Source organism: Blastococcus sp. SYSU DS0510 (genome assembly GCF_054050835.1).
The window spans coordinates 265,559-288,293 of record NZ_JBJHAC010000002.1 but is presented as its reverse complement, the minus strand read 5'-3'; the positions used below and the strand labels follow the sequence as shown (position 1 = coordinate 288,293).

At 76.0% G+C, this 22,735-nt stretch carries 22 protein-coding genes and 1 tRNA gene; 14 read left to right on the top strand and 9 right to left on the bottom strand.

Annotation, left to right across the window (positions count from 1 at the left end; translation table 11 throughout):
* Positions 1-133: 133 nt before the first annotated feature.
* On the bottom strand, positions 134-1,045 hold the full coding sequence (locus ACI79P_RS02960) for an A/G-specific adenine glycosylase (RefSeq protein ID WP_456579547.1): 912 nt from the start codon (positions 1,043-1,045) through the stop codon (positions 134-136).
* Positions 1,046-1,122: 77 nt separating this feature from the next.
* Here ACI79P_RS02960 and ACI79P_RS02955 point away from each other — a divergent pair, with 77 nt between their 5' ends.
* Complete coding sequence (locus ACI79P_RS02955; RefSeq protein WP_456579546.1) at positions 1,123-1,800, top strand: MucR family transcriptional regulator; 678 nt, start codon at positions 1,123-1,125, stop codon at positions 1,798-1,800.
* An 88-nt stretch (positions 1,801-1,888) separates the two neighbouring features.
* Here ACI79P_RS02955 and disA read toward each other — a convergent pair whose 3' ends face one another.
* The 4 genes from disA to ACI79P_RS02935 all read right to left on the bottom strand — a co-directional run bounded on the left by disA (position 1,889) and on the right by ACI79P_RS02935 (position 6,224).
* On the bottom strand, positions 1,889-2,974 hold the full coding sequence (gene disA / locus ACI79P_RS02950; protein ID WP_456579545.1) for a DNA integrity scanning diadenylate cyclase DisA: 1,086 nt from the start codon (positions 2,972-2,974) through the stop codon (positions 1,889-1,891).
* 116 nt (positions 2,975-3,090) lie between these two features.
* Entirely contained in the window at positions 3,091-4,455 is a 1,365-nt protein-coding gene (gene radA / locus ACI79P_RS02945; RefSeq protein ID WP_456579544.1) for a DNA repair protein RadA, read from the bottom strand.
* A 100-nt stretch (positions 4,456-4,555) separates the two neighbouring features.
* The gene (locus ACI79P_RS02940; protein WP_456579543.1) at positions 4,556-5,239 is read right to left on the bottom strand and encodes a hypothetical protein; all 684 of its coding nucleotides are present in this window, start codon (positions 5,237-5,239) and stop codon (positions 4,556-4,558) included.
* A 136-nt stretch (positions 5,240-5,375) separates the two neighbouring features.
* Positions 5,376-6,224: a UbiA family prenyltransferase gene (locus ACI79P_RS02935; RefSeq protein WP_456579542.1), complete on the bottom strand. Its 849-nt coding sequence runs from the start codon at positions 6,222-6,224 to the stop codon at positions 5,376-5,378.
* Between the two features lie 130 nt (positions 6,225-6,354).
* Between ACI79P_RS02935 and ACI79P_RS02930 the strand changes: the two genes are divergently transcribed.
* From ACI79P_RS02930 to ACI79P_RS02905, 6 genes are all read left to right on the top strand, one after another.
* Positions 6,355-6,837 (top strand): CarD family transcriptional regulator, encoded by a 483-nt coding sequence (locus ACI79P_RS02930; protein WP_306001742.1) that lies wholly within the window; start codon positions 6,355-6,357, stop codon positions 6,835-6,837.
* A gap of 38 nt (positions 6,838-6,875) precedes the next feature.
* Positions 6,876-7,574, top strand: a complete 699-nt coding sequence (gene ispD, locus ACI79P_RS02925) for a 2-C-methyl-D-erythritol 4-phosphate cytidylyltransferase (RefSeq protein ID WP_456579541.1) — start codon at positions 6,876-6,878, stop codon at positions 7,572-7,574.
* Positions 7,571-8,092 (top strand): 2-C-methyl-D-erythritol 2,4-cyclodiphosphate synthase, encoded by a 522-nt coding sequence (gene ispF, locus ACI79P_RS02920; RefSeq protein WP_456579540.1) that lies wholly within the window; start codon positions 7,571-7,573, stop codon positions 8,090-8,092. The genes ispD and ispF overlap by 4 nt, the downstream gene beginning before the upstream one ends.
* 42 nt (positions 8,093-8,134) lie before the next feature.
* A complete protein-coding gene (cysS, locus tag ACI79P_RS02915; RefSeq protein ID WP_456579539.1) occupies positions 8,135-9,535 on the top strand; it encodes a cysteine--tRNA ligase in 1,401 nt (466 codons plus the stop codon).
* Entirely contained in the window at positions 9,535-10,512 is a 978-nt protein-coding gene (gene rlmB, locus ACI79P_RS02910) for a 23S rRNA (guanosine(2251)-2'-O)-methyltransferase RlmB (RefSeq protein ID WP_456579538.1), read from the top strand. The genes cysS and rlmB overlap by 1 nt, the downstream gene beginning before the upstream one ends.
* An 88-nt stretch (positions 10,513-10,600) precedes the next feature.
* Complete coding sequence (locus ACI79P_RS02905) at positions 10,601-11,029, top strand: CBS domain-containing protein (RefSeq protein ID WP_456579537.1); 429 nt, start codon at positions 10,601-10,603, stop codon at positions 11,027-11,029.
* Between the two features lie 34 nt (positions 11,030-11,063).
* Here the strand turns inward: ACI79P_RS02905 and ACI79P_RS02900 are convergent, their stop codons facing one another.
* The 3 genes from ACI79P_RS02900 to ACI79P_RS02890 all read right to left on the bottom strand — a co-directional run bounded on the left by ACI79P_RS02900 (position 11,064) and on the right by ACI79P_RS02890 (position 14,526).
* A complete protein-coding gene (locus tag ACI79P_RS02900) occupies positions 11,064-12,344 on the bottom strand; it encodes a DUF445 domain-containing protein (protein WP_456579536.1) in 1,281 nt (426 codons plus the stop codon).
* 43 nt (positions 12,345-12,387) lie between these two features.
* Positions 12,388-13,644, bottom strand: a complete 1,257-nt coding sequence (locus ACI79P_RS02895; protein ID WP_456579535.1) for a S1C family serine protease — start codon at positions 13,642-13,644, stop codon at positions 12,388-12,390.
* A 108-nt stretch (positions 13,645-13,752) separates the two neighbouring features.
* The gene (locus tag ACI79P_RS02890; RefSeq protein ID WP_456579534.1) at positions 13,753-14,526 is read right to left on the bottom strand and encodes an ABC transporter permease; all 774 of its coding nucleotides are present in this window, start codon (positions 14,524-14,526) and stop codon (positions 13,753-13,755) included.
* Positions 14,527-14,675: 149 nt separating this feature from the next.
* Between ACI79P_RS02890 and ACI79P_RS02885 the strand changes: the two genes are divergently transcribed.
* Together ACI79P_RS02885 and ACI79P_RS02880 are read left to right on the top strand one after the other, a co-directional pair.
* Entirely contained in the window at positions 14,676-15,356 is a 681-nt protein-coding gene (locus ACI79P_RS02885) for a hypothetical protein (RefSeq protein WP_456579533.1), read from the top strand.
* Positions 15,357-15,444: 88 nt separating this feature from the next.
* A tRNA-Thr gene (locus ACI79P_RS02880) sits at positions 15,445-15,517 on the top strand.
* On the opposite strand, the gene ACI79P_RS02875 is transcribed toward ACI79P_RS02880, so the two are convergent.
* Positions 15,517-15,915: a DUF5313 family protein gene (locus ACI79P_RS02875; RefSeq protein WP_456579532.1), complete on the bottom strand. Its 399-nt coding sequence runs from the start codon at positions 15,913-15,915 to the stop codon at positions 15,517-15,519. The genes ACI79P_RS02880 and ACI79P_RS02875 overlap by 1 nt on opposite strands.
* A 64-nt stretch (positions 15,916-15,979) precedes the next feature.
* Here ACI79P_RS02875 and rarD point away from each other — a divergent pair, with 64 nt between their 5' ends.
* The 5 genes from rarD to ACI79P_RS02850 all read left to right on the top strand — a co-directional run bounded on the left by rarD (position 15,980) and on the right by ACI79P_RS02850 (position 22,718).
* Positions 15,980-16,897, top strand: coding sequence for an EamA family transporter RarD (gene rarD / locus ACI79P_RS02870; protein ID WP_456579531.1), 918 nt, complete (start codon positions 15,980-15,982; stop codon positions 16,895-16,897).
* Positions 16,898-17,078: 181 nt separating this feature from the next.
* The gene (locus ACI79P_RS02865) at positions 17,079-17,354 is read left to right on the top strand and encodes a DUF3263 domain-containing protein (RefSeq protein ID WP_456579530.1); all 276 of its coding nucleotides are present in this window, start codon (positions 17,079-17,081) and stop codon (positions 17,352-17,354) included.
* 326 nt (positions 17,355-17,680) lie between these two features.
* Positions 17,681-18,823, top strand: a complete 1,143-nt coding sequence (locus tag ACI79P_RS02860) for a LytR C-terminal domain-containing protein (RefSeq protein ID WP_456579529.1) — start codon at positions 17,681-17,683, stop codon at positions 18,821-18,823.
* Between the two features lie 101 nt (positions 18,824-18,924).
* Positions 18,925-21,765 carry an alpha/beta fold hydrolase gene (locus ACI79P_RS02855; RefSeq protein ID WP_456579528.1) on the top strand — a complete coding sequence of 947 codons (2,841 nt, stop codon included), beginning with the start codon at positions 18,925-18,927 and terminating at the stop codon, positions 21,763-21,765.
* 86 nt (positions 21,766-21,851) lie between these two features.
* Entirely contained in the window at positions 21,852-22,718 is an 867-nt protein-coding gene (locus tag ACI79P_RS02850) for an ABC transporter permease (protein WP_456579527.1), read from the top strand.
* Positions 22,719-22,735 lie beyond the last annotated feature (17 nt).

The following is a 22,735-nucleotide window of genomic DNA, read 5'->3' as shown; positions in this document are numbered from 1 at the left end:
CGTTCACCGGCCCCTCCGCCCCGCGTCGCCCCATCCGCCCCGCCTCACCCCGGTCCCGCCCCGGCCACGATCAGGGACCCTGATCGTGGAGCGTCCTCCCTCACCGCACACCGTGATGGAGGACGCTCGATGATCAGGTCACCTGATCGGCGCCGCCCCCGGGGAGGATGAAGAGGCCGTCGGCGGTCTGCTCGACCAGGCCGTCGGCGAGCAGCGAGCCCAGGCAGCGGGACCGCTGGACGGCGTCGTCCCACGCCGGCTCGAGCGCCGCCGCGTCCACGGGCTCGTGCGCCGCCCGGAGGACGTCGAGCAGCCGGCCGCGCACCTGGCGGTCGGTGCCGGCGAACTTCTGCACGCGCCGGGGCGGCCCGTCGTGCGGCGGGGCGCCGGCCGACCGCCAGGCGCACCGGTCCCGCACCGGGCAGACGCCGCAGCGCGGGGTGCCGGCGACGCACACCAGCGCGCCGAGCTCCATCACCGCGACCGAGAAGCGCACCGCCCGCTCGTCGTCCTCCGGTGCGAGCGCGGCGACGTCGGTGAGGTCGGCGGACCGCGCGTTGCCCGCCTCGGCCCGACCGTGCACCAGCCGCGCCACCACGCGGCGGACGTTGGTGTCGACGACGGGCTGGCGCCGGCCGTACCCGAAACAGGCGACCGCGCGGGCGGTGTAGGTGCCCACCCCCGGCAACGCCTCCAGCGCGGCGACGTCGGAGGGGACGACGCCCCCGTGCCGCTCGCTGATCGCGATGGCGGCATCCCGCAGCCGCAGCGCCCGCCGCGGGTAGCCGAGCTTCCCCCACGCCCGGATGACCTCGGCGGGCGGCTGGGCGGCCAGGTCCGCCGGGGTGGGCCACCGGGCCACCCAGGCCCGCCAGACGGACTCCACGCGGGCCACGGGGGTCTGCTGGAGCATCACCTCGCTGACCAGCACCGCCCACGGGTCGACCTCCGGCGTCCGCCACGGCAGGTCGCGGGCGGCGGTGGCGTACCAGTCGACGATCAGCTCGCCGACGGGCGCGGCGGTGGAGGAGGGCGGCCCGGTCACGGGCACCCAGTCTGCCGTGCGGCCGGCGCGGCGTGCCGAGCGGACCAGTCCCGACCGGGCGCACTAGCGTTCTGCGCGTGTTGCACCCGGTCGGCCCGCTGCCTGCAGCCGTCTACTGGCGGCGTCGGCTGGCCGTGCTGGTGGTCCTGCTGGGCGTGCTCGGCGGTGTCGCCTGGGGCGTGCTGGCTCTCGTGCCGGACGGCGGCGGCAGCGGATCGGCCGCCGCGTCCGCGGCGGGGGCCGCGCCGACGGAGCCGCCGGCGCTGGAGCGCGTCGTGCCCTCGCTCGCGGAGGTCCGGACGCCGGGCACCACGGCGCCGCCGACCCAGCCCCCGGTCCCGGCGGGGCCGACCCCGGGCGGGCCGTGCACCGACGAGATGCTGGGCCTGGAGGTGCGCACCCCGGGGACGGTGGCCGTGGGCGAGAAGCCCACGTTCGAGCTGGTCGTGGTGAACACCTCGTCGGTTCCGTGCGTGCGGCCGCTGGACAAGCAGCTGCAGGAGTTCGTGATGGTGGATGCCACCGGCGCGCGGATCTGGGGGAGCAACGACTGCTTCCCCGAGAGCAGCAGCGACCAGCGCACGCTGGCGCCGGGGGAGCCGGTCGTGCTTCCCGTGCAGTGGGGCGGGCTCACCAGCGACCCGGCCTGCGCGGCGCCCCGGGTCACTCCCTCGCCGGGGAGCTACGTGCTCCGCGGCCGCCTGGACACGAAGGTGTCCGGCGACGCCCCGCTCACCCTCACGCCTTCGGCGTGAGCAGGCACCGCCTCGGCTCCGCCGAGCGCGTCCCTGGTGCAGCCCGAGCAAGGGTCGGGATGCTTCGCATGCCGATCCGCTCCGGCTGTCAGCTGTAGCGGTCCAGGATGGAGGTCTCGGCGAGCCGGGACAGCCCTTCGCGGATGCCGCGCGCCCGGGCCTCGCCGACGCCCTCCACGGCGAGCAGGTCCTCGATCGTCGCGGCCAGCAGCTTCTGCAGCCCGCCGAAGTGCTCGACGAGGCGGTCGATGATGCCGGCGGGCAGCCGGGGGACCCGGGCGAGCAGGCGGTAGCCCCGCGGGCTCACCGGCGAGTCCAGGGCGTCCGGTGACGTGGGCAACCCGTAGCACCGGGCGACGGCGGAGAGGTCGAGCAGCTCGGTGGCGGTGAGCGCCCGCAGGTCGGTGAGCACCTGGTCGATCGTCCGGGCACGGCGGCCGGCCGCGGGCAGGTAGTCGCGGACGAGCAGCCCGCGGTCCTCCTCGACCCCGGCGAGCATCTCGTCCAGCTGCAGCGCCAGCAGCCGCCCGTCGGTGCCGAGCTCGACGACGAAGCCCTCGATCTCGTCGGCGATCCGGCGCACCATCTCCAGTCGCTGGCTGACGCTCATCGCGTCGCGCACGGTCACGAGGTCCTCGATCTCCAGCGCGGAGAGGGTGCTCGCCACCTCGTCCAGGCGGAGCTTGTAGCGCTCCAGGGCCGCGAGGGCCTGGTTGGCGCGGGCGAGGATCGTCGTCGGGTGCTCGAGGGTGTACCGCCGGCCCGCGACGTACACGCTGATGATGTGCATCGACTGGCTCACCGAGATCACCGGGAAGCCGGTCTGCACGGCGACCCGCTCCGCCGTGCGGTGGCGGGTGCCGGACTCCTCCGTCGGGACCGTCGGGTCGGGCATGAGGTGCACGCCGGCCCGGACGATGCGGCTGCCGTCGTAGGAGACGATCACCGCCCCGTCCATCTTCGCCAGCTCGCGCAGCCGGGTGGCCGAGAGCGCGACGTCGAGGGCGAAGCCGCCGGTGCAGAGGGACTCGACCACCCGGTCGTAGCCGAGCACGATCAGCGCGCCGGTGCGGCCGGCGAGGATGCGCTCGAGGCCGTCGCGGAGCGCCGTGCCGGGGGCGATGCGACCGAGGAGTTCGCGCAGGGCGACCTCGGGGTCCACGGCGGCGGGCACGAGCGCTCCTGACGGTCGAGTGGTACGGCAACCGAGTCTACGTGCCCGCGCCGGGGGCCGAGCACGCTCGGGGGTGCGCCGGCGTCGACCGGCACCTCATACGAGACCCTACGGGCTCAGAACATGCGGCGGAAGGCCGCACCCAGGTCGGGGACCTCGATCAGGCGCATGCCGGCCGGGGCGGCACCGGCGTCCGGGGGCACCAGGGCCACGCGGTAGCCCTGGCGGGCGGCCTCGGCCAACCGGCGACCGGTGCCCCCCACGCGGCGGATCTCGCCGGAGAGGCCGACCTCCCCGAGCGCGATCAGCCCCGCCGGCAGCGGGGTGTCCTTGGCGGCCGAGGCGATCGCCAGGGCCAGCGCCAGGTCGGCCGCCGGCTCGGCGATCCGCACCCCGCCGACGGACGCCGCGAACACGTCGGCGTCGGCGAGCTTCACCCGCCCGCGGCGCTCGACCACCGCGTTCACCATGGCCACCCGCTGGGAGTCCAGCCCGCTGACCGCCCGGCGGGGGGAGCCGCCCCCGCTCGTGCTCGCCACCAGGGCCTGCACCTCGGCCAGCAGTGGCCGGCTGCCCTCCAGGGTGACGGTGACGCAGCTGCCGGGGACCGGGTCGGTGCGGCGCGACACGAACAGGGCCGACGGGTCGGGCACGCCCACGACCCCGCTGTCGCCGATCTCGAAGCAGCCGATCTCGTCGGCCGGGCCGAACCGGTTCTTGGTCGCCCGGACCATGCGCAGGGTCGAGTGGCGCTCGCCGTCGAAGGAGACGACCACGTCGACCAGGTGCTCCAGCGTCCGCGGGCCGGCGATGGCGCCGTCCTTGGTCACGTGGCCGACGAGGATCGTGGTCATGCCGCGGCTCTTCGCGACGCCGGTCAGGGCCGAGGCGACCGCGCGCACCTGCGTGGCACCGCCGTCGGTGCCCTCGACGGCGGGGGAGCGGACGGTCTGGACGCTGTCGAGGACCAGCAGGGAGGGGTTGACCGCCTCGACGTGGGCCAGCACGGCGGAGAGCTCGGTCTCGGCGGCGAGGAAGAGCCGGTCGTGCAGGGCGCCGATCCGCTCCGCGCGGAGCCGGACCTGCCCGGCCGACTCCTCCCCGGAGACCACGAGCGTCGTGCCGCCCGACGCCGCGACCCGGTGGGCCACCTCGAGCAGCAGCGTGGACTTGCCGACACCGGGCTCGCCGGCCACGAGGAGCACCGCGCCCGGCACCAGGCCGCCGCCCAGGACGCGGTCGAACTCGTCGATGCCCGTCGGCACGGCGCGGGCGCCGGCCAGCTCGACCTGGGCGATCGGCCGCGCCGGAGCGCTCACCTGGCCGGCCGCGACGGCCCGCAGCCCGGTGGTCGGGGCGCCGAGCTCCTGGAGGGTGCCCCACGCCTGGCACTCCGGGCAGCGCCCGACCCACTTGGCCGAGGCGTAGCCGCACTCGGTGCAGCGGTGGGCGGGGCGGGACTTCACTCCGGCAGGTGGCACGGCGGGCACGCTAGCCGCGGCCACCGACAGTTCCCCGCAGAACGCGCGACGGCGGCTCCCCGGGAGGAGCCGCCGTCGCGGGTGGAGCAGGGGGTGGAGGTCAGTTCTCGGGGTTCCCCCCGCCGGCGACCTCGGTCTGCTCGCGGTTGCTCTCGTCGACACCGCCGCCGGTCTCGCCCTCCTCCTCGTGGTGGAAGTCGAACGACTCGCCGCGCTCGCGGACCTCCTCGAGGGCGGCGACCGGGACCATCGTGGTCACGTCGCCGGCGTTCTCGAAGCTGAAGGTCAGCTCGAGGATCCGGCCGGTCGTGAGCGGCTCGTCGAGGTCGGTGAGCGTGATGGCGGCGTCGGTGTCCTGGCCGAAGAAGACGGTGGCGCCGGCCGGGATCTCCAGCTCGCCCTCGCCGGCGGGGGCGCTGGTGCCGCCCGAGGTGCCGCCGCCGGTGCCGGGCGGCTGCGCGCTCGGCGACGCGGAGCCCTCGGGGGCGGTGATCTCGACGTCGCCGAACCCCTCGCCGGAGACGCCGGTCAGCGTGTCGCTCTCGGTGCCGGTGTTGACGACGGCGAGCCGCAGCGGGGCGTCCTCGCCGGCCGGGTACTCGCCGTCCTCGGGGGCGACGACGGCGATCTGGCGCAGCGCGATGTCACCCACCGCGGCCATGGCGCCGACCTTGTCGCGCTGCTGCTCGGCGGTCTGCGTGACCTGGCCGGCGCTGCAGGCCGAGAGGGCGAAGGGGGAGACGAGCAGAACGCCCATCGTGGCGGCGCGCAGAGCGCGGTTCACGGCTGTCGACCTCCAGCAGGACCGTGCCGGCCACCGGGGATCGGCGGCAGGGAGACCTCCCGAGCGTATCGGTCGCCTTCCCGGCCCGCCCGCAGGGAGCGGGCAGCGGCGCGGACCGGCGCCGGCCGAGGGCGCCTCAGGTGAGCGCCGACCCGCTGCCGACCAGCAGGGCGACGTCCAGCACCGTCAGCAGCATCACCGCGGGGAAGGCCAGCCGGCGGAAGCGCGCCGTGCCCGCGAGAGCGGCCACGGCCGTCGCGGGAGCGGCCAGGGCGAGCGCAGCCCACCCGCTCGCCCCGGGTGGGCCCGGCGGGCCCAGCACCAGCACCAGCGACGCCCCGGCCAGCAGGAGCGCGCCGGTTGCCGCGGAGACCCGCGCCCCCAGCCGGTGCGGGAGCCCGCGGACCCCGGTGGCCAGGTCGTCCTCGAGGTCGGGTGCGACGTTCGCCAGGTGGGCGGCACCCCCGAGCGCCGCGCCGGCCACCACGAGCCACCAGGGGGCCGCGGGGGTGCCCGGGGCGGCGGCGACCACCCCGGCCGGCAGCGCGCCGAAGCCGACGACGTAGCCGGCACCCGACCAGATCGTGCGCTTGAGCCCGGCGTTGTAGGCCCACCCGCTCGCGACGAGCAGCAGCAGCAGCGCGCCGGGGACGAGGCCCAGCAGCAGCGAGAGCACGACCGCGACTGCGGCGGCGGCGAGGGCGGCGCGACGCAGCAGGGCGGGGTCGACGGCGCCCTGGACGACGGGCTTGTCGGCCCGCGCGACGGCGCGGTCGCGGTCGGCGTCGAGCCAGTCGTTGCTCCAGCCGATGGACGCCTGACCTGCGAGGACGGCCGCGCAGAGCAGCGCCGTCCGCGCCGGGGGGACGTCCGCCGCCAGGGCGAGCAGGGTGGCCACGGTGGTGACCGCGAGAGCCGGCCCGGGGTGCGTGGCGCGGACCAGCGCGCGGGCCGTCCCACCCCGGGGAGCGGCTCCCGCAGGCACATCAATCACGCTGTGTCAACCCCTCCGACGGACTTGCCCAGGCCGCTGACCTGCAGATTTACTGCCCGGCGCCGATCCGCTGGTCAGTCTGCCGTGCTAACCTTGGGGGAGCGAAAGGGGTCACATCCACATGGGCTTCACTGTCGGCGAGACCGTCGTCTACCCGCACCACGGTGCCGCGCTCATCGAGGCGATCGAGAAGCGCACGATCAAGGGTGAAGAGAAGGCCTACCTCGTGCTGAAGGTCGCCCAGGGCGACCTCACCGTGCGTGTGCCGGCCGACAACGCAGAGATCGTCGGCGTCCGCGACGTCGTCGGTCAGGAGGGGCTCAACCGGGTGTTCGAGGTGCTGCGCGCCCCGCACACCGAGGAGCCGACGAACTGGTCGCGCCGCTACAAGGCCAACCTCGAGAAGCTGGCCTCCGGCGACGTCAACAAGGTGGCCGAGGTCGTCCGCGACCTGTGGCGCCGAGACAAGGACCGTGGCCTCTCGGCCGGCGAGAAGCGGATGCTCTCCAAGGCTCGTCAGATCCTGGTCAGCGAGCTCGCGCTCGCCGAGGGCACCAACGAGGACAAGGCCGAGATCCTGCTCGACGAGGTCCTCGCCAGCTGAGCGCTCCGCGCTTCCGCAGATCCCACCGAACCGCTCCCGTGCACGCTGTCGCCATCGTCGCAGCGGCCGGGAGCGGTTCGCGTCTGGGCGCCGAACGGGACGGGCAGGCGCTGCCGAAGGCGCTGGTCCCGCTGGCCGGGCGGCCCCTGGTCGCCTGGGCGGTCGACGGGCTGCTCGCCGGGGGCGTGGACGAGGTCGTCGTCACCGTGCCTCCCGCCGAGCGCGCCACCTTCGCCGCCGCGCTGCCCCCGGCGGTCCGGCTCGTCGACGGGGGAGCCACCCGCACGGCGTCGGTCCGCGCCGGGCTCGCCGCCGCGGGGGCGGGCGCCGACGTCGTCCTCGTGCACGACGCCGCCCGGCCGCTCACCCCGCCGGACGCCGTCGCCCGGGTGCTCGACGCCCTCGCCGGGGGTGCGCTCGCCGTCGTCCCCGTGCTGCCCGTCGTCGACACCACCGTCCTGGTGGGCGACGACGGCGTGGTCGCCCAGGCGGTGCCCCGCGCCCCGCTGCGCCGGGTGCAGACGCCGCAGGGGTTCGACCGCGTCACCCTGGTCGCCGCCTACGCCGCCCTCGACGACGCGGCCGAGCTCACCGACGACGCCGCCGTCGTCCGGGCCGCGGGCGTGCCGGTGCACACCGTCCCCGGCGACGAGCGCGCCGCGAAGATCACCGTCCCGCACGACCTCGCGCTCGCCGAGCTGAGCGTGGGCCTGGCCGCGAGCGAGGTGCGCCCGTGACCTTGCTGCCACGCGTCGGCATCGGCACCGACGTCCACCCGGTCGTCGCGGGCCGGCCGTGCCGGCTGGCCGGCCTGGACTGGCCCGACACCTACGGCTGCGCCGGGCACTCGGACGGCGACGTGGTCGCCCACGCGCTCACCGACGCCGTGCTGTCCGCCGCCGGGCTCGGTGACATCGGGGGCCTGCTGGGCACCGACGACCCGCGCTGGGCCGGGGCCGCGGGCATCGCCGTCCTCGAGTACGTGCGCGAGGTGGTCACCGGCCTCGGCTGGGAGATCGGCAACGCATCGGTGCAACTCGTCGCGAACACCCCGAAGCTGGGTCCCCGCCGGGCGGAGGCCGAGGCCGCGCTCTCGGCCGCGCTCGGCGCCCCGGTGAGCGTGGCGGCCACCACCACCGACGGTCTCGGGCTGACCGGCCGGGGAGAAGGCCGGGCCGCGGTCGCGACCGCGCTGGTGATCCGCACGGAGGAGGCGGCCTCGCCGCAGGCGGAGGGGCCCGCGGACAGTCCGTAGACTCCCGTCGGTGTCCACGCCGCGCTACGTAAACTTCGCGCGGTGAGCCTCCGCCTGTACGACACGGCCGCCCGCGCGGTCCGCGACTTCACGCCCCTGCGTGCCGGTCACGCGTCGGTCTACGTCTGCGGTCTCACCGTGCAGGGCCCGCCGCACGTCGGGCACGTCCGGGCGGCGGTCTCCTTCGACGTCCTCCGGCGCTGGCTGATCGCGCGCGGCCTCGAGGTGACCTACGTCCGCAACGTCACCGACATCGACGACAAGATCCTCGCCAAGGCCGACGAGCACGGCGTCCCCTGGTGGGCGTGGGCGTTCGACAACGAGCGGGCCAGCACCCGCGCCTACGACGTCCTCGGTGTCCTGCCGCCCACCTACGAGCCGCGCGCCACCGGGCACGTCCCCGAGATGGTCGAGCTCATGCAGCGGCTGATCGAGCGCGGGCACGCCTACGCCGTCGACGGCGACGTCTACTTCGACGTCCGCTCCTTCCCGGGGTACGGGGCGCTCACCGGTCAGCGGCTCGACGCGCTCGAACCCGCCGCCGACACCGACAGCGACGAGCGCAAGCGCGACCCCCGCGACTTCGCGCTGTGGAAGGCCGCCAAGCCCGCGGAGCCGGCGACGGCCTCGTGGCCGACCCCGTGGGGGCGCGGCCGGCCGGGCTGGCACCTGGAGTGCTCGGCGATGGCCGGGAAGTACCTCGGCGCCGAGTTCGACATCCACGGCGGCGGCCTGGACCTGCGCTTCCCGCACCACGAGAACGAGCAGGCGCAGTCCCGGGCCGCCGGCGACGGCTTCGCGCAGTACTGGCTGCACAACGGCTGGGTCACCCTCGGCGGCGAGAAGATGAGCAAGTCGCTGGGCAACACGGCGCTGGTCGACGAGGTCGTCCGGCGGGTGCGGCCGGTCGAGCTGCGCTACTACCTGGTCGCGCCGCACTACCGCTCGATGATCGAGTTCACCGACGCCGCGCTGGAAGAGGCCGGGCAGGCCTACCGCCGGATCGAGTCCTTCGTGAAGCGGGCGGCGGAGCGGGTCGGCGCGGACGCCGGGGCGCCGGTGCTCTGCGCCGACTTCAGCAACGCGCTCGACGACGACCTCGGCACCCCGGCGGCGGTCGCCGCGATCCACGACATGGTGCGCGAGGGGAACACCGCCCTGGCTGCCGGGAACGAGCAGGCGGTCGCCGGCGCGCTGGGCTCGGTGCGCGCCATGCTGGGGGTGCTCGGGCTCGACCCGCTGGACCCGCAGTGGGCCGGCGGCTCCGACGACCGGCTGGCGCAGGCCACCGACGGCCTCGTGGCACTGGCGCTGGAGCAGCGGCAGGCTGCCCGCGCCCGCAAGGACTTCACCGCCGCGGACGCGATCCGCGACCAGCTCGCCGCCCTCGGCGTGCAGGTCGAGGACACCCCGCAGGGACCCCGATGGGAGCTGACCCACTGATGGCCGGCAACAGCCAGCGCCGCGGCCGCACGACCGGTGCGGGCAAGAAGACGGCGACCGCGGGGACCGGCGGCAAGAACCGTCGGTCGCTCGCCGGCCGCGGCGCCACCCCGCCCGCCGAGATGCGCACCGGGCACCCTGCCCAGCGGCGTGCCCAGGCCGAGGCGCGGCAGCGGGCCGACCGCGCCCGCGCCCGCCAGCGCGCCGAGGAGACCCCGGAGCTGCTGCTCGGGCGGAACCCCGTCGTCGAGGCGCTCCGCGCGCAGATCCCGGCGACGGCGCTGTACGTGGTCACCGGGGACACCACGCGCGGCGGGACCGATGAACGGATCACCGAGGCGCTCGCGCTCGCGGCCGACCGCGGGCTGCCGCTCCTCGAGGTGGGCAGGGCCGAGTTCGACCGCATGTCGCAGGGCGCCCTGCACCAGGGCATCGGCCTCCAGGTGCCGCCGTACGACTACGCGCACCCCGACGACCTGCTCGACCTCGCCCGCGACTCCGGCCGGGCGCCGCTCGTCGTGGCGATGGACGGCGTCACCGACCCGCGCAACCTCGGCGCCGTCGTCCGGTCCGCGGCCGCATTCGACGCCCACGGCGTCGTCGTGCCGCAGCGCCGCGCGGTCGGGATGACGGCCTCGGCCTGGCGCACCAGCGCCGGCGCGGCGGCCCGGCTGCGCGTCGCCCGCGCGGTCAACCTGCCGCGGGCGCTCGCCGCCTACCAGGACGCCGGGCTGCAGACCGTCGGGCTGGCCGGTGACGGCGACGTCGACCTGCACCGGTACGACGGCTTCGCCGACCCGGTCGCCCTGGTCGTGGGCGCGGAGGGCACCGGGCTCTCGCGGCTGGTGCGGGAGAAGTGCGACGTCGTCGTCCGCATCCCGATCTCGCGCGACACCGAGTCGCTCAACGTCAGCGTCGCGGCCGGCATCGCGCTGTACCAGGCCGCCATGGTCCGGAGCTCGGGCGTGGCCAGGTAGCTCCCCGGCTCGCGCCGGGCGGTCCGGACACCGTTGCACCAGCGAGGAGGCAGGAGCACACTCCCGGCACCGGCCCGAGGAGGACAGCGTGCGCATCAGCCAACTGCTCCGGCGCAAGGGCTCCGAGGTCGCCACCATCGACGGGTCCGCGAGCATCCGGTCCGCCCTCGCGCTGCTGGCGGAGCAGGGGATCGGTGCGCTCGTCGTCTCCTCCGACGGTCGCCGGATCGACGGCATCATCTCCGAGCGGGACGTCGCGCGGGGGCTCCACGACCGGGGGAGCGAGCTGCTGGCGCAGGCCGTGGAGAGCGTGATGACGACCCAGGTGCACGTCTGCTCGCCCGACGCCACCGTGGACGGTCTCGCGCGGACGATGACCGAGCACCGGGTCCGGCACGTCCCCGTCGTCGCCGACGGGGCGCTGGTCGGGATCGTCTCGATCGGCGACGTCGTCAAGGCGCGGCTGGACGAGCTGGAGGCGGAGCGCCAGCAGCTGGTGGACTACATCCAGCGGTGAGGACGGAGCGCCGGGTGGGGGTCCTAAGCGCGGGTCAGCCGAGCAGCTGCGCCACCGTGTAGATCACCAGGCCGGCCAGGCCGCCGACGACGGTGCCGTTCACCCGGATCCACTGCAGGTCCCGGCCCACCTGCAGCTCGATCCGCCGGCTGGTCTCGTCGGTGTCCCAGCGGGCGACGGTGGTGCTGACCAGGTCGGCGAGGTCGCCGGAGAAGCGCTCGGCGAGGTAGCCCGCCACCTGGCCGCTGTGCCGCTGCACGAGCTCGCGCACGGTCGGGTCGGTCTGCAGCATCCGCGCGCCGTCGAGGATCAGCGCCGTCACGCGGGCGCGCAGCGGCGACGTCGGGTCGCCCGCGGCGGACAGCAGCGCGTCCTTCGCCGTCGTCCAGAGGGAACCGGACCAGTCGCGCACCGCGGGGTGGGCCAGCACCTCGTGCTTGAACTCCTCCACGCGCTCGGCGGCGGCGGGGTCGGTGCGCAGCTCGTGCACGTACAGGCGCAGCCGCGCGTCGTAGGCGCGGCGCAGCTCGTGCCGCTGATCGGCGGCCACCTCGGCGAGGAACTGGTGCACGCCGGCGAAGGCGCGGTCGAACACGCGGTCGTCCACCCAGTCCGGCACCCAGGCGGGGGAGGCGTCGCCCAGCTGCGCCCGGAGCACCAGCCGGTTCTCGTCGAGGAAGCGGGCGGTGAGCCGCAGCGCCGCCGACAGCACCTCCTGGTGCCGGTCGCCGTCCACCACGAGCTCGAGCACCCGGGCCAGAGCGGGCGCCGCCGGCGTCTCGTGCAGCTTGCGGTCCACCAGCGCGGCGACGGCGGGCTGCACGTCGTCGTCCTTGAGCAGGTGGGTGAGGCCGGTGAGCGCGGTGGCGGCGTCGCCACCCAGGCGCTCGGCGCGGCCGGGGGCGGCGAGGAACGTGCCCAGTCGGCCGGGGACGTCGATGGTGGCGAGCTTCTCCGCGACGACGGCGCGGGTCAGGAAGTTCTCCTGCACGAAGGCGCCCAGGCTCTCACCGATCTGGTCCTTCTTGCGCGGGATGATCGCGGTGTGCGGGATCGGCAGCCGCAGGGGGTGCCGGAAGAGCGCGGTGACGGCGAACCAGTCCGCGAGCGCGCCGACCATCGAGGCCTCCGCCGTCGCGCGCACGTAGCCGACCCATGCGCCGGTCTCCTCGCCCAGCAGCACGCAGACCAGGAAGACCGCGGCGGCGAGCAGGAACAGCCCGGTCGCCAGCCGCTTCATGCGGGTCAGGTCGCGGGCCCGGGCCGGGTCGTCGAGCGTCCCGGCCAGGGGGGCGGTCAGCGGGGGAGCGGCCACCCGGCCCAGCCTAGGGAGCTGGGGCGGGTGGCCTCCGGGGTGTCTAGCTCGTCTCGCCCAGGGTGACCTCGACGGTGACGTCGGCCGAGCCGCGGCGGACCGTGAGCTCCACGGTCTCGCCGGGGGCCTTGCTGCGGATCGCGGCGGTCAGCTCCGTGGAGGTGGTCACCGGCCGCTGGCCGACGGCGGTGACGACGTCGCCGGTGCGCAGCCCGGCCTCCTCGGCGGCGCTGCCGGGCTCCACGGTGATGACCTCGGCGCCGGTGCCGACCTCGCGGTTCTGGTCGTCGGCGGCGACCGTCGCGGTCACCCCCAGGAACGCGCGGGTGGCGCTGCCGGTCTGGATGATCTCCTGCGCGATCCGCTGGGCGGTGTTGCCCGGGATGGCGAAGCCGACACCGATGTTGCCGCTCTGCGCCTGCCCGCCAGGTACGCCCGACGCGACGGTGGCGATCGCGGTGTTGATGCCGATCACCTCGCCGGCGCCGTCGACGAGCGCGCCACCGGAGTTGCCCGGGTTGATCGCCGCGTCGGTCTGGATCGCGTCCAGGACCGTGGCGTCGCCCTCGGTGGAGCCGGTGGCCACCGCGCGGCCGGTCGCGCTGATGATCCCGTCGGTGACGGTGTTCGACAGGCCCAGCGGGGCGCCGATGGCGACGGCGACGTCGCCGATCTGCACCTCGTCCGAGTCGGCGAACGTGGCCGCGACCAGGTCCTCCGCGCCGTCCAGGCGCAGCACGGCCAGGTCGGACTCGGGATCGGTGCCCACGACTGCGGCGTCGTAGAGGGTGCCGTCGGCGGTGCGCACCTGGACCGCGCCGCTGCCCCTCGCGCCCTCGGCGACGACGTGGTTGTTGGTGAGGACGTAGCCGTCGGAGGTCAGGACGACGCCCGAGCCGCTGCCCGCGCCGGACCCGCTGCTCACGTAGACGGTGACGACGCTGGGTGCCGCCTTGGCCGCGGCGGCCGTGGCGGTGGTCGCCCGCTCCGGGTTCTCGATGGTGACGCTCTGGGCGGAGGCCGGCGTGCCGCTGCCGGCGGCCGGCTCGTCGAGCAGGGTCACCACGCCCGCACCGGCGCCACCGCCGATGAGCGCGCCCGCGACGAGACCGGCCAGGCCGATGCGCAGCCGGCTCGCGCGCCGGGAGGCGGGCTGCTCGACCGTCGGCGCGGGCAGCCCGCCGTACCCGGGGTAGCCGGGGACCGTCACCGGCTGCGGCGTCGTCGCCTGGTGCGGCGCCGACAGGGGCGGCTGCCAGCCGTACTGCTGGCCGGCGCCGGGGTACTGGTGCTCGCTCACGTGTCGATCCTCTCCTCGCAGCCGTGCGGCCGCTGCATCGCCACCCACTGTCGGCTCGGCCTCTGGCTCAACGCTGGAGGGTGCCTGTGAGCTTCCTGGGCGCCGCGATCAGCGGGGGACGGGCAGCAGCCTGCCCCGGGCGACCAGCTCCGTGACGGCCCAGACGGCCAGCACCTCGGTGGCGAGCAGGCCGACGAGCACCAGCAGCTGCGCCGCGCCGGCCTCCAGCGGGCTGCCGCCGCCGAGCAGCACGCCGACGAAGGCGCCGGGCAGGGTGACCAGCCCGACGGTGCGGGTCTGGTCCAGCGGGGGGACCAGCGCGGTGCCGGCCACCGGGCGGCCGACGAGCAGCACCGCGTCCCGGGGGAGCAGGCCGATGGCGAGCGCCGCCTCCACCTCGCCGCGCCGCTGCCCGAGCTCCTCGCGCAGCCGCCGGCCCGCCAGCGAGGTGGCCGTCATGGCACCGCCGATGAGGATGCCGGCGATGGGGATCAGCGCCTCCCCGCGCAGCGGCACCGTGCCGCTGGCGAGCACGAGGGCGACCACGGGGGCGGCGCCGCCGACCACGGGGACGGCGGATGCGGCCAGGCGCGGGACGGCGCCCGGCGAGCGCAGCGGACGGCCGGTGGCCCGCCCGGCCGCGGTGGCGGTCGCCACCGACACCATGAGCAGGACGAAGGCGGTGGAGAGCCACAGCGAACCGACGACGACCAGCAGGACGGCGGAGACGACGGCCAGCTGCACGGTGGCGCGGGCCGCCGCCACGAGCACGGACCGGCCCTCACCCAGGCCCGACAGCCGCCCGCTCGCGGCGGCCAGCGCGGTCAGCGTGACGAGGACGATCCCGAGGCGGAGGTCGACGTCGACCACCGAGGACCCCACGGCGCCGATCCTGCCCGGTCGCCTCCGCGGCCCGGGGTGGTGGGTGACAGTTCCGAGACACCGTGTGCAGCGGCGGCAGCAGGCGGGTAGTGGCGGTTCCTGAGCCGGGGTCCCCGCCCGCGGCCCGCCTCGCCCGTCCCGTCGGCCTCGTGGAGCTCTCCGTGCCCGTCCGTGGTCCTCTCTTCCGGTTCCTGATCGGCCTGGGTCTGGCCTGCGCCGCCGTCGTGGCGGTCGTGGGCGGCATCGCGCTCCGGGGGCCCGGGCTGGTCGCCGTCTGCGTGTCCGGCGCCCTCGCGGGGTGCGTCGCCGCCGGGGTGGCGCGCGAGGCGCCCGGGCCCGCGCACCGGTCGGTGCTCGAAGCGGCCGCGCAGGCGGCGGCCGTCACCATCGCGGTGCTGCTGGTGGTCAGCGGGACGGCGGTCCTCGCCGGTGGGGCGCTGGCGCTGCTGCTCGTCGGCGTGGGAGCCGCCGGCTGGGCCGCCCTCCGCTGGGCGCGCGACCGCCGCGAGGCCGCGGCCCGCCCGGCGCCGTCGCCGGGCCCGGTCGCCGGCGGCTGGCAGCCCACGGCCGTGGTGGCGGGCGCGTCGACGGCGGCGCTGGGGGAGGAGTGGCGGCGCACCGGCGCGGAGCTGAAGCGGCCGCTGGCCCCGGCGGCGCGACAGCGGCTGGTGGCCCGCCGGGAGCAGGTGCTCGACGAGCTGGAGCGCCGCGACCCGGCCGGGTTCGCCCGCTGGCTCGCCGCCGAGCCCCTGGGCAGCGTCGACCCCACGGGCTTCGTGCGCGGCACCCCGCCGCGGGCGGACCCCAGCGCGGAGACCGAGGCCGCCTGACCGGCGTCCGTCCGAGCCGGGTAGGACGACGCGGGAGCCGTCCCGGCGTTGTCCCTAGACTCGGGTCCGGGACCTGTCCCCGCGTCTCGCCGGCGTGGCGCAACTGGTAGCGCACCCGACTTGTAATCGGGCGGTTAGGGGTTCGAGTCCCCTCGTCGGCTCAGTCGAAGCTCCCCGCGCCGTCGCGCCGGTAGGGGGAGAGCCGCTCCACCCGCGCCCGCTCGGCGCGCTCGGCCCGCAGCTGCGCCGCCGTCCCCGGCGGGTACCCGGCCTTGGCCACGCGGTGCTCGATCGTCTCCACCATGTAGGCCAGCGAGAAGAGCAGGCCGAGCAGCAGGCCGCCGGCGGCGGCGGAGACGCGGTAGGCCAGCGGGACGGGGACGAGGAGCAGGCACGCGACGACGAGGGGCAGCAGCTGCACGACCGCCCGGGCCAGGTGGCGCCAGACCCAGGTGTTGCGCGTGGTGTCGGCCAGCACCCACGGCGCCAGCTCGCGGGGCAACCCCCCGCCGTACGCGTACCAGACCCATTGCAGGGGGCCCGGGCGCCGAGTGCTCACACCCTGACGGTAGGCCGATCCGGTCGCCTGCGGCCGGTCTCCGGCCCGGGCGTACGGTGCCGCCGTGGACGAGCGTCGCCTGGGAGTGGTCTCCGGGCTCGGCGCCTACGCGCTCTGGGGCGTCTTCCCGCTCTACTTCCCGCTGCTCGAGCCCGCCGGCGGCCTGGAGATCGTCGCCCACCGGGTGCTCTGGTCGCTGCTGTTCGTCGGGCTGCTGCTCACCGTCGTCCGCCGCTGGGGCCACGTGCGGGCCGCGGTCACCAGCCCCCGCACGGTGCTCGTCCTCGCCGGTGCCGCGGTGCTGATCGCCACGAACTGGCTGATCTACGTCTACGGGGTCAACTCCGGGCAGGTCGTGGAGACCTCGCTCGGCTACTTCATCAACCCGCTGGTCAGCGTGGTCCTGGGCGTGGCGGTGTTCACCGAGCGGCTGCGCCCCCTGCAGTGGGTCGCCGTCGGCATCGCCGCGGTCGCCGTCGCGGTGTTGACCGTCGACTACGGGCGCCCGCCGTGGATCGCCCTCGGCCTGGCGCTCTCGTTCGGCCTGTACGGCCTGATGAAGAAGCTCGTCCGGGTCGAGGCGGCGCCGGGCCTGTTCCTGGAGACGGCGCTGGTCGCCGTCCCGGCCGGCGTCGTCCTCGCCGTCCTCCACGGCGGGGGCTCGGGCACGTTCGCGAACGCGGGTGCCGGGCACGCCCTGCTGCTGGCCAGCGCCGGGGTGGCGACGGCGGTGCCGCTGCTGCTGTTCGCCGCGGCCGCCCGGCGGATCCCCCTGTCGACCGTGGGCCTGCTGCAGTACCTGACGCCGCTGATGCAGCTCGCGATCGGCGTCTTCGTCTACGACGAGCCCATGCCGCCGGCCCGGCTGGCCGGTTTCGTGATCGTCTGGGTGGCGCTGGCGGTCTTCACCGCCGACACGCTCCGACACGCCCGGGCCGGGGCCCGCAGGGCGGCCCGTGACGCGGTGGTCGCGACCCCCTGAACCGGCCGCCGGAGTCGCCACGGCGCGGTCGCCGGAATCGTCGGTGGGCGGCGCTACCGTCGTGCCCGAGCCGCCGGGAGCACCCGGTCGGCGGAGCAGCTCAGGAGATGGTCCGACCATGAACAGCGACCCAGCCCCCGTGGTCTCCCCGCCCCGGGTCGACGGGTCAGGGGAGGGATCCGTGCAGGCCGGAGCCGCAGGCCTCTCACGGCGCGAGCACGACATGCTCGGTTTCGAGCGCCAGTGGTGGCGGCGCGCGGGCGCCAAGGAGACGGCGATCCGCGACCTGTTCGGCACGACACCCACCCGGTACTACCAGGCCCTCAACGCCCTGGTCGACCGTCCCGAGGCGCTCGCGGCCGACCCGCTGGTGGTCCGCCGGCTGCGCCGGTTGCGGACGGCGCGTCAGCGGACCCGTTCCGTGCAGGTCCTGGGCAAGGGGAATGACATGGATTAGATTTGGTCACCGTGGGCAGGCACGCCGCGTCAGGCAGTGACGGACTGGTTCAGGGGAACGCGTCTGCGCCCGCTGGGCGGCGCAGGACCGACGCCCCGGACGGCGCCTTCCCGGGCGTCGGCCTGAGCGACCACCCCACCGCGCCCGGGCGCGACCGCGCCGCTCTCCGGCGCGACGTCCCGGTGGATGCGCCCGTCGACGGCCCCGGCCAGGTCTCCCGCTCCCGGCTGCCCCTGCCACCCGTGCCGGTCGGCCCGCGCGCGGGTGCCGTCCCTGCCCCCGCTCCCGTCATCGCGCCGCAGACGAGCGCCGCACCGTTCCGCGCGGTGCCCTCACCGGCTCTCGCCGCCGAGGTCCCCGCCCCGTCCCGCCCCGCCGACGCCCTCGCGCGGCCGGTCGCCGAGGCGGCTGTCCAGGCAGTCCCGCTGCCGGCGAAGCCCATCCTCCCGGCCCGCGCGGGGGTGCTCGTGGACGACGAGCCCCTGGCCTCCACCGGCCCCGCCCGCGGCGTGGGACGCAGCACCCCGGCGCCGCTCGTCCCACGCGTGCCGCGGCAGACCACCCCCTCGGGTGCGCCGGCGTCCTCCTACGGTGACTGGACCAAGCCCTCGCGCACCGACGAGACGGGCCGTTCCCGGGTCGCGCCCGAGGTGCTGCAGGCGCCGGCCACCACGGCGATCCCGGAGCGGGGCGCCGGTGCCCGCCGCGCCGAGGCGGCTGGCCTCGACGACGACCTCGACGACGGCCTCGCCCACGACGGCCTCACCCACGACGGCCTCACCCACGACGAGCCGGGCTACGACGACCAGGACCTCGAGGCGGCCGGCATCGCGCCGGGCGCCGCGGTCAAGGGCGGGCGCGCCGCCTACCGCGCCGAGCGGCAGGCCGCCGACGCCGCCCGCCGCAAGGCGGCGAAGCGCAACGGCACCCCCGAGGTCATCTTCGACGACGAGCCGGAGCGCAAGCCGCGCCGCGTGCTCATGGGCCTGGTCGCGATGGCCGTGGTGGCCGGCGCGGTCCTCGGCGTCTACACGGTCACCGCCCCGGAGAAGCAGGAGGCCTCGGCCGCCGTCCCGGCTCCGGCCAGCGTCCCCACCGTCGCCGTCCCCACCGCGGCCCTGCCGCCGCTGCCGGAGGAGCCCGTGGTCGTGGAGCCGGCGATCACCACCCCCGTGCGCGTCCCCGTGACCGTCCTCAACGCCACCAACGTCACCGGCCTGGCCGCGAAGATCTCCGGCGCCGTGGCGGCCGGCGGCTGGGAGTCGCCGGGGGTGGGCGCCTACGAGGGCACCGACGTCTCGGCGACCACCGTCTTCTTCACCGAGGGCGACGAGCAGCAGCGCCAGGCGGCGCTGCAGCTGATCGACCAGTTCCCCGAGCTCACCGGCCCCGCGCCGCGCTTCTTCGAGGTGACCGACGCCCCGGCGCCCGGGCTGGTCATCGTGGCCACCGGCAACTGGCAGCCCTGAACCGGCTCGGCCGGAACACGCGCCGCCCCTCGGCCGTTGGGGGCAGCGTGCGTCCCCTCCGAGGGCCCGTGCGTCGCCGCCCGCGCCCCGGTGCGGGCGCCGTGGCCGCCGCCCTGCTCGCCCTCGCCCTGCCCACCGGTCTGCTCGTGCTCGCGCCCCCGGCGGGCGCCGCCGAGCTGCGGACCGAGGAGGCCCGGGTGCCGTCGGGCTCCGGCGAGGACGCCGTCGAGCTCGACACGACTCTGTACCTGCCCGACACCGACGAGCCCGCCCCCGCGGTGGTGCTGGCACACGGCTTCGGCGGCAGCAAGCGGTCGGTCGCCGACGACGCCGCCGACCTCGCCGAGCGCGGCTACGTCGTCCTCACCTACTCCGCGCGCGGCTTCGGGGAGAGCACCGGGCGGATCGGGCTCAACGACCCCCGTTACGAGATCGCCGACCTCTCCACGCTGCTCGACCTGCTCGCCGAGCGCGACGACGTCCGGCTCGACGCCGACGGCGACCCGCGGGTGGGCGTCGCCGGTGGCTCCTACGGCGGCGCGCTGGCCCTGCTCGGCGCCGCCTACGACGAGCGGGTCGACGCCATCGCGCCGCAGATCACCTGGCACTCGCTGACCACCTCGCTCTTCCCCTCGCAGACCGGCGAGCTGGAGGCCGACACGGTCGCCGCGGTCCCGCAGACCGAGGGGTCGGGCGTCTACAAGCGGCTGTGGTCCGGGCTGTTCTTCGGCATCGGCTCGTCCTCCGGTGGCCTCCTCGACGCACTCGGCGGTGGTGGCGGCGGTGCGGGCGGCGCCGCGCTGCCCGCCCGGCTGCCCGACGAGCTCCTCGCGCAGGCGGCGCAGGACCCAGCGGCCGCCGAGCTGCTGCTCACCTGCGGCCGCTTCCGCATCGAGGTCTGCGAGGCCTACCAGACGGCCGCCGCCACGGGCACGCTCACGCCGGAGGTCGCCGCGGTCCTCGACCGCAGCAGCCCGGCCGGGGTGCTCGACCGCATCGACGTGCCGACGCTGCTCGTCCAGGGCACCCAGGACTCGCTCTTCGGGGTCGGCCAGGCCGACGCCAACGCGCGCGGGATCGCCGCGGACGGGACGCCGGTCAAGGTGGTCTGGTTCGCCGGCGGCCACGACGCCTCCTCGTCCGACCGGCAGGCGCAGGAGCTCCGCGACCAGGTCGCCGGCTGGTTCGACTGGCACCTGCGGGGGGAGGGCGAGGACCCCGGCACGGGCTTCCAGTACCCGGCACCGACCGGGCTCGGCGCCACCGTCGGCCGGGTGCAGGGCGGCGGCCAGACCGTCGCGGCGGCGGCCTACCCCGGCCTCGACGGCGCGGAGCCGGCCACCCGCCGCGCGGTGACCGTCTCCGGCCCCGTGCAGCCGGTCGTCACCCCGGCCGGCGGCACGCCCGCCGCGCTCACCACCGTGCCGGGGCTGGGGGCGCTGACCTCCGCGCTGGGCGGCACGACCGCGGAGATCCCCGGCCAGTACGCCGCCTTCGACAGCGCCCCGCTGGAGGCCCCGGTGGAGGTCGTCGGCGCCTCGACGGTCGACCTCGCGGTCGCCTCGCCCAGCGGCAGCGCCACCCTGTTCGCCAAGCTCTACGACGTCGGCCCGGACGGCGCGACGACCCTGCCGGGCGGGCTGGTGGCCCCCCTCTCGCTCACCGGGATCTCCACCGACCCCACCGCGCCGACGCGGGTGAGCGTCACGCTCCCGGGCATCGTTCACCGGTTCGAGACCGGCCACACCATGCGCGTGCTGGTCTCCTCCACCGACCAGGCCTTCGCGCTCCCCGACGAGGCGGCGGTCTACACCGTCGGGCTCGCCTCCGACGTCGCCCCCAACGGCGTCGCCGCGGGCGAGGCGACGCTGGCCGCTCCCGAGGTGGACGGCCGCAGCGAGGCCACGACCGGCTCCTCCCGCTGGTGGGTGCTGCTCGCCGTCCTCGCGGGCCTGGGCCTGCTCGGCTGGCTCGCCGCCCGTTGGTGGGGCGCCCGCCGGCGCCGGCAGATCTCCCAGGTCGAGCCGGACGGCGAGGACGTCCCGCTGCGGTTCACCGGCGTGACCAAGGCCTACAAGGACGGCTTCGTCGCCGTCCGTGACCTCTCGTTCGAGGTGCGGCGCGGCCAGGTGCTCGGCCTGCTCGGGCCCAACGGCGCCGGCAAGACCACGTCGTTGCGCATGCTGATGGGCCTCATCAAGCCCACCGAGGGGCGGATCAGCATCTTCGGGCACGCCGCCGGCCCCGGCGCCCCCGTGCTCTCCCGGCTCGGTTCGTTCGTGGAGGGCACCGGCCTGCAGCCGCACCTCTCCGGCCGCGACAACCTCACCCTCTACTGGGCCGCCACCGGACGTCCGGCCGAGGACGCGCACATGGCGGAGGCCATCGAGATCGCGGGGCTGGGCGCCGCCATCGACCGGCCGGTGCGCCGGTACAGCCAGGGCATGCGCCAGCGGGTCGCGATCGCCCAGGCGATGCTCGGGCTGCCCGACCTGCTGGTCCTCGACGAGCCGACCAACGGGCTGGACCCGCCGCAGATCCACGCCATGCGCGAGGTGCTGCGCTCCTACGCCGCCACCGGCCGCACGGTGATCGTCTCCAGCCACCTGCTCAGCGAGATCGAGCAGACCTGCAGCCACGTCGTCGTCATGGCGAAGGGGCAGAAGATCACGCAGGGCACCGTGGAGGAGATCGTCGGTACCGGCGGCTCGGTGCTGGTCGGCCTGGCCGACGAGGCCGACACCGACCGGGCGGTCGCCGTCCTCTCGTCGCTGCCCGGGGTGACCGCCGGGCGCACGGACGAGGGCCTCGTGGCCGAGCTCGAGGGCGCTCGGCGCGCCGACGTGCTGCAGGCGCTGGTGGCCGCGGGGGTCGCCGTCGAGCAGTTCACGCCGCGACGCCGGCTCGAGGACGCCTTCCTGGCGCTGGTGGGGGAGTCATGACGACGGGCACCCGCGAGGACGACGGTCGAGCGGGCATCGCGGGGAGCACCAGCGACCGAGGAGCGGATCGAGGCCGGAGTCGAGCCATGACACAGCACGTGCAGCCGACCGGCGCGGTCGCCGGCTACCGGCCCGAGCGCACGCTGCGGTTGTCGGTCGAGCTGCGCCGGCAGTTCAAGCGGCGGCGCACCCTCGGCGTCTTCGCGCTGATGGTCGCGCTGCCGCTGGTGCTCATCGCCGCGCTGCAGCTGGGCGCCAGCGAGGAGGCGGCGGAGAACACCCGGATCAACCTGGTGGACGTCGCGACGGCGAGCGGCCTGAACTTCACCCTGTTCGTGCTGTTCGCGACCACGGGCTTCTTCCTCGTCGTGGTCTACGCGCTCTTCTTCGGTGACACCGTGGCCGTGGAGGCGCAGTGGGGGTCGCTGCGGTACGCGCTGGCCACCCCGGTCCCGCGGATGCGGCTGCTCCGGCAGAAGTGGCTGGCCGCGCTGGTGCAGTCCGTCGCCGCGCTGCTCACGCTCGCGGCGGTGGCGGTGGTCGCCGGGGGCATCGCCTTCGGCTTCGGCGACATCACGACGCCCGTCGGCGTGGGGATCGACCAGGGCGAGGGCATGCTCCGGCTGGCCGGGATGCTCGGCTACCTCGCCGTCCACCTGCTCGTCGTGGGCGCGCTGGCGTTCTGGTTCTCCACCATCACCGACGCGCCGCTGGCCGCGGTCGGCGGCGCGGTGTTCACCATGGTCGTCTTCGCGATCCTCGACCAGGTGGAGCAGCTGGGCTCGATCCGCGACTGGTTCCCGACGGCGGAGGAGTTCGCCTGGACCGACCTGCTGCAGACGCCGGTCGACGACGGCGACCTGTTCCGCGGCGTCATCCAGTCGCTGGTCTACATCGCCGTCTTCACCGCACTGGGCTTCCGGCACTTCGCCCGCCGCGACGTCACGTCGTAGCTGTCGCCCTGCCGGGC

What these genes read in the sequence shown, in the direction of transcription:
- ACI79P_RS02930 (WP_306001742.1), top strand. Translation starts at nt 6,355, where the DNA reads ATGGGCTTCACTGTCGGCGAGACCGTCGTCTACCCGCACCACGGTGCC.
- rlmB (WP_456579538.1), top strand. Translation starts at nt 9,535, where the DNA reads ATGGCCGGCAACAGCCAGCGCCGCGGCCGCACGACCGGTGCGGGCAAG.
- ACI79P_RS02850 (WP_456579527.1), top strand. Translation starts at nt 21,852, where the DNA reads ATGACACAGCACGTGCAGCCGACCGGCGCGGTCGCCGGCTACCGGCCC.